This window comes from Shinella sp. G-2, assembly GCF_050172695.1.
Classification (GTDB): domain Bacteria; phylum Pseudomonadota; class Alphaproteobacteria; order Rhizobiales; family Rhizobiaceae; genus Shinella.
Window position 1 is genome coordinate 132,971 of the sequence record NZ_JBBEYH010000006.1, and the last position, 13,750, is coordinate 146,720.

A 13,750-nucleotide genomic window follows, 5' to 3' on the forward strand; every position below is an offset into this window, starting at 1 on the left:
ATCAGGAGCTTATGCTGCATGCGAAAGATATTTCTCGCAGGCCCGTACGGTCATGCCGATCGTGAGGTCGTCGACCGCAGGTTCAACGAGGCGAATGCGGTCGCCGCCAGGATCGCTCGGAGCGGATCGACCGTCTTCAGCCAGATTTCCATGTCCCATCCGATCAACGGCCACCTGCCGGATCTCGACAAGGCGGCCATCGGCAAACTGTGGGCTCCGATCGACCAGGTCTTCATGGAAGCCATGGACGAGATCGTCGTGATCGACGGTCCGGGCTGGCAGGAAAGCGCCGGCGTCAAGCGGGAGATGGAGTTTTTTCAATCCAGGGGGCGTCGCGTCAGCCTCTGGAGCGATGTCGAACACGAGTTCGCTTAACCGACGCAACTGGGCAAGAAACAGGGGAATTCAATGACTACAGTATCCACTCCCGGCTCCGCGCCGGGGCAAACCGATCACGACCATCTCAAGCGCGACGTCACGCCGTTCCAGTCGTTCGCCGTCGCGTTCGGCTTCGTCTCGATCGCCACGGGCATCTTTACCGCCTATGGCGCAATGCTCTCAAGTTCCGGCCCGATGGGCATCTGGACCTGGCCCGTCGTCGTCATCGGCCAGCTCATGGTCGCATTGATCATCGGTTCGCTTGCCGCCCGTATTCCGGTAACCGGCTACATCTACCAGTGGGCATCGCGTCTGACCAATCCGGTCTTCGGCTGGATCATGGGCTGGATCGGGTTTACCTTCCTCGCCGTGGTGCTTGTCGCGGTCGACTATACGATCGCCTCGACCGTCCTTCCTGTCCTGCTCAGCTATGAGGGGACCGCCGAGAATGCTTGGTGGATCACCAGTGTCGTGATCATCGCGCAGGCCGTCATGATCGCCTTCTCGACGAAGTTCACCCAAAAATTCAACGCCGTCGCAGTGACCATCCAGCTCGTCGGCATGATCGGTCTCGTGGTGCTGCTGTTTGCTGTCGGCGCCTACAACAACGAGCTCGACTTCTCGAACCTTTTCAGCACCGGAAGCGTTGCGCAGGAGGGCTACTATTCGCTCGGCACGCTGACGAGCGTTGGTCCCTGGATCATGGGTACGCTGCTCGGCGCATTCACGATCGTCGGTTTCGAATCCGCCGCGAACCTTGCCGAGGAGACCCGCGATCCCGCGCGTGTCGTTCCCAAGGCCATGTGGCAGGCTGTCCTGAGCCTCGGCATTATCGGCATGCTGTTTCTCATCGCCGTCACGGCGCTGCTCGGCGACCCGACCGCACTCAGCGGCTCCGCGACCCCGATTGCCGACGTCATCAACCGCGTTCTCGGTCCGGTTCTCGGCAATCTCCTTCTGGTGCTGGTCGTCATTTCGATCTTCTCCTGCGGCCTCGTCATCCTGCTGAGCGGCACACGCCTCGTTTGGGCCATGTCGCGTGACGAGCGCTTCCCGGGCTGGCAGCTGTGGCATCGCATCAGCCCTTCCTTGAAGACGCCGGTTAACGCCACCGTGTTCATGGCCGTCGTCGGCCAGGTCATCCTTGCCTTGTTCGCGAAGCAGACGGATGCGCTGTTCGCACTGTTTTCGGCTGCAACCCTGCTCCCGGCGATCATCTATGCGGTCACTGTCCTGATTTACGCGTTCCAGCGCACCAATTTGCCGCCAAGCCAAGGCTTTCGTCTTGGTGCGTGGGAAACGCCGGTGCTGATCGTGGCAATCCTCTGGCTTGTCTTCGAACTTGCGATTTTCCGCGATGCATCGTTTGCGAAACCATGGTCCTATGTTGCAATCATGTTCGCGATCGGTGTGGTCTATCTGGTGTTCCTGCTTGCGACACGCGGGGGAACGAAAGCCCTTAAAATGCCCGACATGATCTCGGTTGACGCCATCCTCGATGCCGACAAGGGCGAGGAAGCCTTGCACTGAATGACCGTACGTAAAGCCGGCGCCAGAGCGCCGGCTTTTCAATGTGCGATAAACGCTGCAAACCCGCCTGCGGCAGCCTGGCATGCCCCAACCGGCGTCCTGGCCCGAAACGGGCGAACGGATATTTTTCCCTCGAAACGACACTGCGGATGGTCGACGGCTACAGGGTGCGTCGTGGAGCAGGTGACGTATCGACAGACACGGGCTGTCCCGCCGATGCTCCGTCATCACTCGCTTCGTCGCCACGCGCACATTCGACGAGAACGCGGACGGCTTCCTGCAGCATCGGGCCAAGATGCCGGCCTTTCTGCCAGAATACGACATAGTGGTAGAGAGCGCTTGGTTCGAAGGGGCGGATGACGACGTCGAAACAGGTCGCCTGCCGAGCGGCGAAGGTGTTGCTGCTCGAAATACCGAGACCGGCTGCGACGAAGCTGATCTCCTGCCCGATAACGTCCACCTGGATGGCGAGATGCGGTTCAGCCCCCATGTAACGCATGGCATTCTCGCTCATGAGATGGGATTGCATTTGCGGCTCGATGTCCACCAGCGGCTCGCCCACGAGATCTTCAGCCTTTATCAGGTCTTCCTGCGCCAGCCTGTGGTCGGGATGGAAAATGCAGACATTGGTCGCCGTCGTGACCGGGCACCAGTCGAAGACATTTTCATCCAGCGGCAGGCGGCCAAGCCCCAGATCGGCCCGCCCCTCGAGCACGTGATCCGTCACGTCGGCATAGGTGCCTGACTTGAAGTGGACCGCCGCGAGAGGCTGGCGGGTTCTCAGCATCCGGACAGCGTCGGGAAGGAGCCGCAGGGAGAAAACATGCGGCGCTGCGATGCCGATCGTATCGCTGTCGATACCCTGGAGGGAGGCGACGGTCTTGGCGATCCTTTCCATCTGGACGAACGTGGCATCCGCCTCGCGAAACAGCGTCATCGTCTGAGCCGTCGGAAGGAGCCGCCCCTTGTCGCGAATGAACAGGTGAACGCCAAGAAGGGTCTCGAGTTGCTTGATCTGCTGGCTGACGGCCGGCTGGGTGATGCGAAGCGACTTGGCTGCCGCGCGCTCGGAGCCCGTCCTGACCACTTCCCGCAATATCTGGAGCTGACGAAGCGTCACCCCCGTTTGCGCGATTTCCACCATGACGACGCCCTCATTGTCGGCAGAGTGTAGCGCGGCGTGATCAAAGATCAACTTATACCTGATGCCAAGATACGCGGCGGTTTGGCGAGCATACATATAAGCCTGGCTAATAGAAAAATAATCTCGCTTATAAATTGACCCCGTGGTGGTGGCGCGTAATTCTGTCTCCACAACGCCGCTTTGACAGATACCCGGCGTCATCGGAGCCCGGAAGCTCCCCATTGCAAACATCGACAACGGAAAGGGTGGTGCCGCTCCATGCGTGCAGCAAAGGCTTTGTCGCGGCCAGAATCTGGCTCGCCCAGCATCGACGACGCACGAATATCGAAGAGGATCCGTGACGATGCTTGCGTCTAGGGCGGAACCGACGCGGACGCTCGGCATTCGCGCGGAGCGGATCGTCAAGCGGTTCGGAGGCGACGATGTCCTGCGGGGCGTCGATCTCACCGTTCGGCCCGGTGAAATCCTCTCCATTCTCGGCAGCAGCGGTTCGGGCAAGAGCACACTTCTCAGGTGCCTCAACCTGCTGACCGTTCCCGATGGGGGCGATATCTGGGTGCACGGCGAAAAGCTGGCGCTCGGGGCGTCGTCTCGCCCTGGCGAACAGGCCGTAATCCTCGACGCGTTGCAGGTCCGCCGGGTACGCGCGTCCATGGGCATGGTGTTCCAGAACTTCAATCTCTGGCCCCACAAGACAGCGCTCGAAAATGTCACCGAAGGTCCCGTTCACGTCAAAGGAATGCAGCGCCGCGCCGCCGCCGAACTTGGACGCGCCTACCTTGCGAAGGTCGGACTGTCGGAGAAGGCGGATGCCTATCCGCGCCACCTCTCGGGCGGCCAGCAGCAACGCGTGGCGATCGCCCGCGCGCTTGCGATGGAGCCTCGCGTCCTCCTTTTCGACGAGCCGACGTCGGCGCTCGATCCGGAACTGGTAGGCGAGGTGCTGCGCGTCATGGGCGCGCTTGCCGCAGAGGGGCGCACGATGGTGATGGTGACCCACGAACTGGCCTTCGCACGCGAGGTATCGACGCAAGTCGCCTTCATGCACGGCGGGAGGATCGAAGAAGAAGGCCCGCCACAGGCGTTTTTCTCCTCTCCCGTCTCCAGCCGCCTTCGCGGCTTTCTGGCCTCACATCGATAGAAGGGCGTTGCGCATGGATGGTTTTGTCCTGCAGTTCGTCGAAGGACTGAAGACGACGGTGCTGCTGGCGCTTGCCAGCGGTATGCTCGGCATGGCGCTGGGTCTGCTCGCCGCCGCAGGGCGGTTGTCGCGATGGAAGGCGCTGAGCGTCGGGATCGGCGTCTACACAACGATCGTTCGGGGCGTCCCCGAACTGATCATAATCCTTCTGATCTATTTCGGCGGAACGATCGCAATCAGCGCCTTCTTCGGCCGCTATATCGAGGTCAATGCGTTCCTCGCCGGTGTCGTTTCCCTGACGGTCGTCTTCGGCGCCTATACCGCGGAAATCTTCCGGGGAGCGGTGCTGAGCATACCCAGGGGGCAGATCGAGGCCGCCCGCTCGCTCGGAATGCATCCCTGGCAGACCTGGCTCCTGATCATCGCTCCGCAGATGCTGCGCATCGCACTGCCGGCCCTTGCGAACCAGTGGATATCTCTCGTCAAGGAAACGTCGCTGATCTCGATCGTCGGGCTGACCGACATCATGCGGGTCGCCGCCATTGGCGCCGGCTCGCTGCGTGCGCCGCTGACATTCTATCTCGCCGCGTCCGCTCTCTATCTCACCCTGACCAGTCTTGCGCTGGTGATCTTCAACCGTCTCGAACGGCGTTTCGCCGTCCCCGGACGATGAGGCTGTCTATCATGGATTTCGCCCTTCTCCTGACAAGCACGATCGCCCTTGCCGGTGGCATTCCGCTGACGCTCCTTCTGACATTCGCGTCGCTGCTTGCCGGTTTCGTTCTGGCAGTACCGCTGGCTTTCATGCGTGCGTCGCCTCGCAGGCGGTTTTCCCTGCCGGTGCTCGCGTACACCTATGTGTTCCGCGGCACCCCGCTGCTCGTCCAGCTTTTCATCATCTACTATGGGCTCGGCCAGATCAGCGCCATTCGCGCAAGTGTCTTCTGGCTCCTGCTGCGCGATCCGTTCTGGTGCGGCCTCTTTGCCTTCTCCCTCAACAGCGCCGCCTACACGACGGAAATTTTCCGTGGAGGAATTCAAGCCGTATCGACCGGGGCGATCGAGGCGGCGAAGGCGGTCGGCATGTCGCCGCTACAGATCAAGCGCCGGATCGTTTTCCCCATCGCCTTCAGAAGCGTTCTTCCATCCTACGCCAACGAAGTCATCAGCCTCGTGAAAGCGACGTCTCTCGCCAGCACGGTGACCTTGCTGGAGATCACCGGACTCTCGCGAAAACTGGTTTCGGAGACCTTCGCGCCCTACGAAATCTTCATTGCCGCCGGCGTGCTCTATCTCGCCCTGACATTTCTCCTCACGGGCTTCTTCAACGCGCTGGAAGCTCGCTTGAACGACGCGCCGCCGGTCAAGACGCGCCCGCGTCTGCTCAATCTCCAGCAGGTGCCCGATGAACAATAGCGTGCGCCAGACGGCACCGCCGTTCTGCGAAACCGCCTGGCGGGAAATCGACCTCACCGCCGTCGCCTTCAACTACCGCGCCATCCGGGCGGCGGTCGCGCCCGGGACGAAGATCATCGCCTGCCTGAAGCAGGACGCCTATGGATGCGGGGCCGGGGAGGTGGCATCCGTTCTCGCGGCGGCAGGCGTCGACGGTTTTGGCGTGGTGTCCATCGCCGACGCGTTGGCCGTACGAAAGGCCGCGCCGGCTCAGCCCATTCTCCTCTATCCGGGCATCCGTCCGAACGCTGTCGATCTCCTCCAGGAGCACGACCTCACGATTACCATTTCCGGCGAAGAGGACTTGCGCGAATGGCTGTCGACCGGCGCAAGGCTGAAGGTGTTCCTCAAGGTCGACCTTGGCTTCTGGCGCGCCGGCGCGGCACCGGCAGATATCGAGCGCCTGGTGGATCTGTGCGCCGCGCAACCCACGATCTCGATTGTCGGGCTCTATGCGCATCTCAGCGAATTCGGCGAAGCCGGCTCCTCGGCGACAGCGCAGGTCGCGCGGCTTACGCCGCTGATCGAAGGATTGAAGGCGAAGGGGCACCTGCCTGGAACCGTCATGGTCTCAAGCAGTGAAAGCCTGCTTCACCATCCGGAATTCGACATGGACGCGGTCGATCCCGGTGCGCTGCTCTTCGGATTGGCCCGCTCGCATCCCGGCTCCCGCACCCTGCACACCCGTCCTGCCTTGACGGCGATTAGAGCGCGCATCGTGGCGCTCAAGATGAGCGACGTGTCCATGGGGCCGCCACCAGGCCTGCCCGGCTATCATGCGGGCATGCGTCTTGCCGTGCTGGGCATCGGCTGGGGGCATGGTTTGCCGCGCAATCTCGGCAACGCGGCCTCGGTGCTCGTCAGAGGAAGACGCGCGCCCGTCGTGCCGCCCGTCCATCTCGAACATCTTCGCATCGACGTCACCGATATCCCGGAAGCCTCGCTCGGGGATGAAGCCGTCCTGCTCGGCATTTCCGAGGCGGACCGGATCACGCTGCCGGAACTCGCACACGCCTGGAACACGGACGAAACGGGCGTCGGCTGCGGCCTGCGGGAGAGCCTGCGGCGGTTCCACATCGCATCAAAATCGAAACCGAACCAACACGAAGGGGAATGACATGAAACGATATCTGATCTGCACGCTCACCGCATTTTTCTCGCTTGCCGGCCTTGCTCATGCCGGCGAGCGATCGGCCATCACCATCGCTTCGGAAGGGGCTTCGCCACCCTGGGACTACATCGACGAGAACGGCGCGCTTGTCGGCTTCGACATCGATGTCGGCAACGAGCTCTGCGCCCGGATGAAGCTGCAATGCACATTCGTCGCCCAGGATTGGGACGGCATCATTCCCGGTCTTCTGGTGAAGAAGTACGACGCGATCATGGCGGGCATGTCGATCACCGAAAAGCGGAAGAAGTCGATCTCCTTCTCCTTGCCCTACGCGGTGGCGGCAAACCAGATCGTCATGCGCAAGGCCCTCGGCCTGCCGCCGGGTGACGTAACGGCGAAGCTGAACCTCACGGATCTCGACGCAACGAAGAAGCAGGTCATCGACGACTTGCGCGAAAGCCTGAAAGGCAAGACCCTGGGCGTCCTTCGATCCTCCAATTCGGAGGCGGTCGTTCAGGAGCTGTTTGGCGATATCGCGGACGTGCGCAGTTACGACAGCCAGGAAAATCTCAAGCTCGATCTGACGTCCGAACGCATTGACGGCGGCCTTGGAGACCGGCTGGTCTGGAAGCAGTTTCTCGATACGCCGGAGGGCAAGGCGGTCGCGTTCTTCGGCCCGGAACTGTCAGGCGGCACCTGGGGACCGGGTGTCGGCGTTGGCCTGCGCAAGGAGGATGCCGATCTTGCCGAAGCCTTCGACAAGGCCATCGAAGCGAGCATCGAAGACGGTGCGCTCGGCAAGATCAGCCAGAAATGGTTCGGCGCGGATATTTCGCCTGAGCTCGGCAAATAACCCCCCTCGAACATCTTCCGGCGGCCCTCGGGCCGCCACCACCAAATCCATTTCCGGGATGTATCCGTCATGTCTTCACCGTTCACGCTCGCCTTGACCGGGCAATCCCTTATTCATCATGACCTCCGGCATGTCGCCGACCACGGATTTGCCGCCGTCAAGGCACTGATCCAGCAAGCAGATATCGCTTTCACGAATTTCGAGACCACCGTGCTCGGCCGTCATGGCGGATGGCCAATGAAGGGCGCCTACTTCGGTTGTTCGGCGCCTGTCGTTCTGGATGCGCTGCAGGACATCGGCTTCAACGCGCTTGCGCTCTCCAACAATCATGCCTTCGACCTTGGTCCTCCCGGTGTCCTGTCGACGCTCGAGGAGGTGGCGGCGCGGGATTTTCTTCACGCAGGCATCGGCCCGGACCTTTCGGCTGCGCGCCGGCCGGGGCAAAAGACGATCGCCGGAAGAATGGTGGCACTGGTCGCCATGGATGCCGGACCTGGGCCGGCAACCATGTATGCCGCTGACGCGACCGATGGGCGACCGGCCCGGCCGGGCGTCAACGGAGTCGATGTCTCCAGGGTCTTCGATGTGGATCCATCGAATTTCGCGACGCTCGCCGGAATTCAGAAGACGTTTCAGAGCAGTTCCATGGAGCGAGGCAACTATGCCCAGCCGCATGATCCGCCTGTGTTGCAATCGGGCGATGAAATCGACTTCTATGGTGCGGTTTTTCGCCGGTCCGTCGAAAACCGGCGCAGAATTCACGTGGACGCGGCCAGTTTGGAAATCCAGCTTTCGGCGATATCCGAGGCGGCGGCGACGGGGGCTTTCGTCATCGCCTATCTGCACCATCACCATTGGGAGCCGAACTGGCGCGAGGTGCCGCCCTGGGTCCAGTCCTTCGCCCGCCGGTGCATCGACGCCGGCGCGGGGATATTCGTCAGTCATGGCGCGCCGGTCCTCCAGGCCATCGAGATCTATCGTGGCGCGCCGATCTTTTTCGGATTGGGCAATTTTCTGTTCCACCTCGGCGAGGGGGAGGTGGAATGGAGCTCGCCCGACGTATGGAAAAGTGTGGTGGCGAGCTGCCATTTTGACAGCAGCGCCAAGCTCTTGTCGATCGACCTTCATCCCGTCGTCATCGGAGGCGAGAGGTTGGACGCCGACAATTACCACGAGCGGATCATTCCCGTTCCAGCGCCGAGGCGGCTGGCATGCGAAATGATCGAGGACTTGGCCGCGCGCTCGGCTCGACACGGCGTATCGATTTCCTGCGAGGATTTCGGCGGCAGAATACTATCGCCGACGAAGACGAGCATGGATCGCACGGGTTGACGCTGGAGGAGCGAGGATAGACGATCCGAGCTCCAGGCGACCGCAACGGATGCGAGAAACCATGCAGATAGCTGATGACGACCTCGTTCTTTTCGAGCGGCAAGGCGCGCCGGCATTGCCGGCTGCCCGTGCGGACGGCTTTGTGGAACATGACGGCGCGCGCATCTGGCATGCCGTCCATGGCGAAGGCCCGGCCGTCATCCTTCTGCATGGCGGGCTCGGCAATGCCGGCAACTGGGGCTATCAGGTTCCGGCCCTTGTCGCCGCCGGGCGCACGGTGATCGTCATCGACAGCCGGGGCATGGCCGCAGCACGCGGGATGCCCAACCCTTCGGTTATGGGCGCATGGCGGAAGATGTGCTCGCCGTCATGGATCACCTCGGCCTTACGAAGGCTGATCTCGTCGGCTGGAGCGACGGCGCCTGCACGGCGCTCATCCTGGGCGACCGGCATCCGGAACGGGTCTCCGGCGTGTTCTTCTTCGCCTGCAACATGGATCCGAGCGGCACGCTTGATTTTTCGCCGACGCGGCGGGTCGACCGCTGCTTCAGCCGCCACCGTAGGGATTACGAGGCTTTGTCGGCGACACCGGGGGAATTCGACGCCTTCGTCGCCGCTGTCTCGCTCATGATGCAGAGCGAACCGAACTACACCTCCGCCGATCTTGCCGGCATCCGGGTTCCAGTCACGGTGGCAATCGGGGAGGGCGACGAGTTCATCCGCCAGGAGCATGCGGTCTATCTTGCGCAGAGCATTCCCGGCGCGAATCTGGTCAACCTTCCCGAGGTCAGCCATTTCGCCCCCCTGCAGCGGCCGGATCTCTTCAACCATGCGGTCCTGCGTTTTCTCGACCGGAGTGGCTAGACCCTACTGACCGAAGAACAGCACTGCGGCGATGACGACCGACGCGCCGACGGCGGAGAGCGTGCCCGTGCCCTGCAGCACACCCATGCGATAGAGCATCAGCGCAAAGCCGGCGATGACGGGCGCGGCGACGATGAGGCCGAACTGTGCGTCGGTCATGACAGTTTCCTTTCCTTTGTCGCCACCATGCACCACCCGTCCGCGCGTCTCTTTGTGCCGGCGCAAAGAAGCCAGGGGCTTTGCGCGCTAGGACGAGGCATGGCAACGATAGACGACCTGGACAACGCGACTTTGAAAATGGAGAGCGGAGAAGCGGCGGATTCGCTGCTGCTCTGGATTCTCGTCTGGAGCGAGCTTGCCGCCTTCGGCGCCCTGCTCGTCGCCTTCCTGGTGGTGTCCGTCATGGACACGCAAGGTGCGGCGCTGCTGCGCGCGCATCTCCATCCGGGCCTTGCGGCGCTCAACACAGTCTTGCTTGTCGTCAGCGGCTGGCAAGCGGCGCTGGCGGTGCGCGGCAACGCGGTACGGCGGCCACTGGTGATCGCGGCGCTGTGCGGTCTCGCCTTCGTGGCGGTCAAGGCCGCGGAATACACGATCGAGATTCGCTCCGGTATCGGTGAAGCGGGCCGGCTCACCGAACTCTATTTCCTCATTACCGGTTTCCATTTGCTGCACGTCCTCTTCGGGGCCGGCATCCTCCTTCTCGTCGCCTGGCGGCCCGTGAAGGGCAATGTCGTGATGATCGCCACGCTCTGGCATGCCATCGACCTCGTCTGGCTCGTCATGTTCCCCATCGTCTATCTCACCTGAGGATTTCCGATGACCCGACAGGCCCGCGAACAGTTCATCGCCACCCTCGCCATGCTGCTGACGCTCGCCGTCGGCGGTGCTTTCGTCGGCGGCCTCAGCGGCGGCCTCCTGGTGCCCATCGCGGCGGTGCTGGTCATGGCCTATGCCAAGGGCCGGCTCGTCATCCTCGACTTCATGGAGCTGCGGCCGAGCCGGAGCCTCCTCAGATCCGCGCTGCTCGCCTGGCCGGCCGCGCTGCTGTCGCTCGCCCTTGCGCGCGCCGTCGCCGTCACGCTGATCGGCTAACCGCCCCGCTCTTTGCCAATGCGCAAAGAAGGCTTTTTCCCTGCCGCTAGAACGAAGACGTTCCGCAGTGCCGGCGAGGGGATCGCCGGCACATCAGTCTGCGGGTTGGCGCCGGGCCCTCGGGTCCCGGCAAGGGAAAGGACCAGGGGATGGCAGAGCGCCTAACCAAAACCGGGGCCCGCAACGTCTTTTACGGCGGGTCCATCTTCTTCTTCACGATCTTCGTGGGGCTTACGGCCCATTCGCATTACTACGTGCGCACGACCTCCACCGACGAGACGACGCTGACCGACAGCGTCGCGCGTGGAAAACACGTCTGGGAAAAGAACGCCTGCATCAACTGCCATACCCTACTGGGTGAGGGGGCCTATTTCGCGCCCGAGCTCGGCAATGTCTGGAAGCGCTATGGCGGCGTCGAGGATCCGGAGGGCGCGCGCGAGGCGCTGAAGGCCTGGATGGCCGCGCAGCCGAGCGGAGCGGAAGGCCGGCGGCAGATGCCGCAGTTCAACCTCACGGAACAGGAGGTCAACGACCTCGCCGATTTCCTCGAATGGACGAGCCGGATCAAGACCCAGGACTGGCCGCCGAACGATGCCGGCTGACGGACATGCGATCAGGAGACAAGACATGAAATACCAAACGCAAAAGGTCGCGATGCTGTACTTCTACGGCGCGCTCGGCCTCTTCCTCGCCCAGGTGCTCTTCGGAGTCGTGGCCGGCACGATCTATGTGCTGCCGAACACGCTCTCCGAACTCCTGCCCTTCAACATCGTGCGCATGATCCACACCAACGCGCTCGTCGTCTGGCTGCTCATGGGCTTCATGGGCGCGACCTACTACATGATCCCGGAGGAGACCGAGACCGAGCTCTACAGCCCGAAGCTCGCCGTCGTCCAGTTCTGGATGTTCTTCGTGGCGGCGGGCCTGACGGTCGTCGGCTACATGTTCCGCATCCATGAGGGCCGCGAATTCCTGGAGCAGACCTTCATCGCCAAGGTCGGCATCGTCGTCGTCGTGCTGATGTTCCTCTTCAACATCACCATGACCGCGCTGAAGGGCCGCAAGACCACGGTCATCAACATCCTGCTCTTCGGCCTCTGGGGCCTCGCGCTCTTCTTCCTCTTCGCCTTCTACAATCCGGCGAACCTCGCGCTCGACAAGATGTACTGGTGGTACGTCATCCATCTGTGGGTCGAGGGCGTCTGGGAGCTGATCATGGCCTCCGTGCTCGCCTTCCTGATGATCAAGCTCAACGGCATCGACCGCGAGGTCGTGGAAAAATGGCTCTACGTCATCGTCGGCCTCGCCCTCTTCTCGGGCATTCTCGGCACGGGCCACCACTATTACTGGATCGGTGCGCCGGGGTACTGGCAGTGGATCGGCTCACTGTTCTCGACGCTGGAAGTGGCGCCCTTCTTCACCATGGTCATCTTCACCTTCGTCATGACCTGGAAGGCCGGCCGCAACCATCCGAACAAGGCGGCGCTGCTGTGGTCGATCGGCTGCTCGGTCATGGCCTTCTTCGGCGCCGGCGTCTGGGGTTTCCTGCACACGCTGTCCTCGGTGAACTACTACAGTCACGGCACGCAGATGACCGCCGCGCACGGACACCTCGCCTTCTTCGGCGCCTATGTGATGCTGAACCTCGCCATGATGGCCTATGCCATCCCGGAAATCCGCGGCCGCGCGCCGTTCAACCAGTGGCTCTCCATCGCCAGCTTCTGGATCATGTGCACGGCCATGTCGGTGATGACCTTCGCGCTCACCTTCGCCGGCGTCGTGCAGATCCATCTGCAGCGCGTGCTCGGCGAAAGCTTCATGGACGTGCAGGACCAGCTCGCACTGTTCTACTGGGTCCGCCTCGGTTCGGGCGTCGCCGTACTGTTCTCGGCGCTGATGTTCGTCTGGGCCGTGCTGGTGCCCGGTCGCGAACGCCGCGACAGCCTTACGGAGCTGATCCAACCGGCCGAGTAAGCGCTGGCCGGCCCCGTCATCCCGCGGGGCCGGCACTTCCCCTCTTGAAAATTCGTGGAGACCGCAATGAACGTCATCCTCAAGGCTTCGCGCGCCGACATTCCCGCCTACAGCCCGACCGGCAACGAATGCGCCCTGTTCGAGACCGCCTGGACGCGCCAGCTTCCGCTGCTGCTGAAAGGCCCCACAGGCTGTGGCAAGACCCGCTTCGTCAGCCACATGGCCGCAAGGCTCGGCCTGCCGCTTGCCACCGTCTCCTGCCATGACGACCTCTCGGCCGCCGACCTTACTGGCCGCTACCTCCTGAAGGGCGGCGATACGGTCTGGGTCGACGGTCCCCTAACCCGCGCCGTGCGCGAAGGGGGCGTCTGCTATCTCGACGAGATCGTCGAGGCGCGCAAGGACGTCGCCGTCGTTCTGCATCCGCTCACCGACGACCGGCGGATCCTGCCGCTGGAGCGCACCGGCGAGGTGCTGGAAGCGCCGCCCGGCTTCATGCTCGTCGTCTCCTACAATCCCGGCTACCAGAACCTCCTGAAGGCGCTTAAGCCCTCGACGCGCCAGCGCTTCGTCGCCATCGAATTCGACTTCCTGCCGAAAGCCGCGGAGATTGCCGTCGTCGCCGAGGAAAGCGGACTGGACGAAGCCCGCGTCGCGCCGCTCGTCGCCCTTGCCCACCGGCTGCGCGCCCTCAAGGGGCACGATCTGGAAGAAGGCGTCTCCACGCGCCTCCTCGTCTATTGCGCCTGCCTGATCGACAGCGGCATGCCGATGCGTGAGGCCGTGCGCGCGGCGATGATCGAGCCGCTCACTGACGAGCCGGACGTGCGCACCGCCTTGCTCGAAGTCGCCGACGCGGCGATCCGTTGAGGC

General features: G+C 62.8%; 15 protein-coding genes and 1 pseudogene. 14 read left to right on the forward strand and 2 right to left on the reverse strand.

The features are described 5' to 3' along the window. Positions 1-18: 18 nt before the first annotated feature. On the forward strand, positions 19-375 hold the full coding sequence (locus V8U06_RS12880; protein WP_427140967.1) for a DUF1937 family protein: 357 nt from the start codon (positions 19-21) through the stop codon (positions 373-375). A gap of 33 nt (positions 376-408) precedes the next feature. Then, positions 409-1,908 (forward strand): amino acid permease, encoded by a 1,500-nt coding sequence (locus tag V8U06_RS12885; RefSeq protein ID WP_427140968.1) that lies wholly within the window; start codon positions 409-411, stop codon positions 1,906-1,908. Between the two features lie 160 nt (positions 1,909-2,068). Here the strand turns inward: V8U06_RS12885 and V8U06_RS12890 are convergent, their stop codons facing one another. After that, entirely contained in the window at positions 2,069-3,253 is a 1,185-nt protein-coding gene (locus V8U06_RS12890; protein WP_427140969.1) for a LysR family transcriptional regulator, read from the reverse strand. Positions 3,254-3,395: 142 nt separating this feature from the next. Here V8U06_RS12890 and V8U06_RS12895 point away from each other — a divergent pair, with 142 nt between their 5' ends. The 7 genes and pseudogenes from V8U06_RS12895 (at position 3,396) to V8U06_RS12925 (ending at position 9,808) form a co-directional block, all read left to right on the forward strand. After that, a complete protein-coding gene (locus tag V8U06_RS12895) occupies positions 3,396-4,193 on the forward strand; it encodes an amino acid ABC transporter ATP-binding protein (RefSeq protein WP_427141091.1) in 798 nt (265 codons plus the stop codon). 13 nt (positions 4,194-4,206) lie between these two features. Next, the gene (locus tag V8U06_RS12900; RefSeq protein ID WP_427140970.1) at positions 4,207-4,866 is read left to right on the forward strand and encodes an ABC transporter permease; all 660 of its coding nucleotides are present in this window, start codon (positions 4,207-4,209) and stop codon (positions 4,864-4,866) included. A gap of 11 nt (positions 4,867-4,877) precedes the next feature. Beyond that, a complete protein-coding gene (locus tag V8U06_RS12905; RefSeq protein WP_427140971.1) occupies positions 4,878-5,609 on the forward strand; it encodes an ABC transporter permease in 732 nt (243 codons plus the stop codon). After that, on the forward strand, positions 5,599-6,765 hold the full coding sequence (gene alr / locus V8U06_RS12910; RefSeq protein ID WP_427140972.1) for an alanine racemase: 1,167 nt from the start codon (positions 5,599-5,601) through the stop codon (positions 6,763-6,765). Before V8U06_RS12905 ends, alr begins: the two co-directional genes overlap by 11 nt. Before the next feature lies 1 nt (position 6,766). Beyond that, positions 6,767-7,612, forward strand: a complete 846-nt coding sequence (locus V8U06_RS12915) for a transporter substrate-binding domain-containing protein (protein WP_427140973.1) — start codon at positions 6,767-6,769, stop codon at positions 7,610-7,612. A gap of 69 nt (positions 7,613-7,681) precedes the next feature. After that, a complete protein-coding gene (locus tag V8U06_RS12920) occupies positions 7,682-8,944 on the forward strand; it encodes a CapA family protein (RefSeq protein WP_427140974.1) in 1,263 nt (420 codons plus the stop codon). 61 nt (positions 8,945-9,005) lie between these two features. After that, a pseudogene (locus V8U06_RS12925) lies at positions 9,006-9,808 on the forward strand (alpha/beta fold hydrolase). Between the two features lie 3 nt (positions 9,809-9,811). Here V8U06_RS12925 and V8U06_RS12930 read toward each other — a convergent pair. Beyond that, entirely contained in the window at positions 9,812-9,967 is a 156-nt protein-coding gene (locus tag V8U06_RS12930; RefSeq protein ID WP_427140975.1) for a hypothetical protein, read from the reverse strand. Between the two features lie 99 nt (positions 9,968-10,066). Here V8U06_RS12930 and V8U06_RS12935 point away from each other — a divergent pair, with 99 nt between their 5' ends. The 5 genes from V8U06_RS12935 (at position 10,067) to V8U06_RS12955 (ending at position 13,747) form a co-directional block, all read left to right on the forward strand. Continuing rightward, positions 10,067-10,618, forward strand: a complete 552-nt coding sequence (locus V8U06_RS12935) for a cytochrome c oxidase subunit 3 (protein ID WP_427140976.1) — start codon at positions 10,067-10,069, stop codon at positions 10,616-10,618. 9 nt (positions 10,619-10,627) lie between these two features. Continuing rightward, entirely contained in the window at positions 10,628-10,903 is a 276-nt protein-coding gene (locus V8U06_RS12940) for a cytochrome C oxidase subunit IV family protein (RefSeq protein ID WP_427140977.1), read from the forward strand. A 149-nt stretch (positions 10,904-11,052) separates the two neighbouring features. Beyond that, positions 11,053-11,505 carry a c-type cytochrome gene (locus V8U06_RS12945; RefSeq protein ID WP_427140978.1) on the forward strand — a complete coding sequence of 151 codons (453 nt, stop codon included), beginning with the start codon at positions 11,053-11,055 and terminating at the stop codon, positions 11,503-11,505. 25 nt (positions 11,506-11,530) lie between these two features. After that, entirely contained in the window at positions 11,531-12,877 is a 1,347-nt protein-coding gene (locus tag V8U06_RS12950; protein ID WP_427140979.1) for a cbb3-type cytochrome c oxidase subunit I, read from the forward strand. A gap of 66 nt (positions 12,878-12,943) precedes the next feature. Then, complete coding sequence (locus V8U06_RS12955; protein ID WP_427140980.1) at positions 12,944-13,747, forward strand: CbbQ/NirQ/NorQ/GpvN family protein; 804 nt, start codon at positions 12,944-12,946, stop codon at positions 13,745-13,747. The last annotated feature ends 3 nt before the right edge of the window (positions 13,748-13,750 follow it).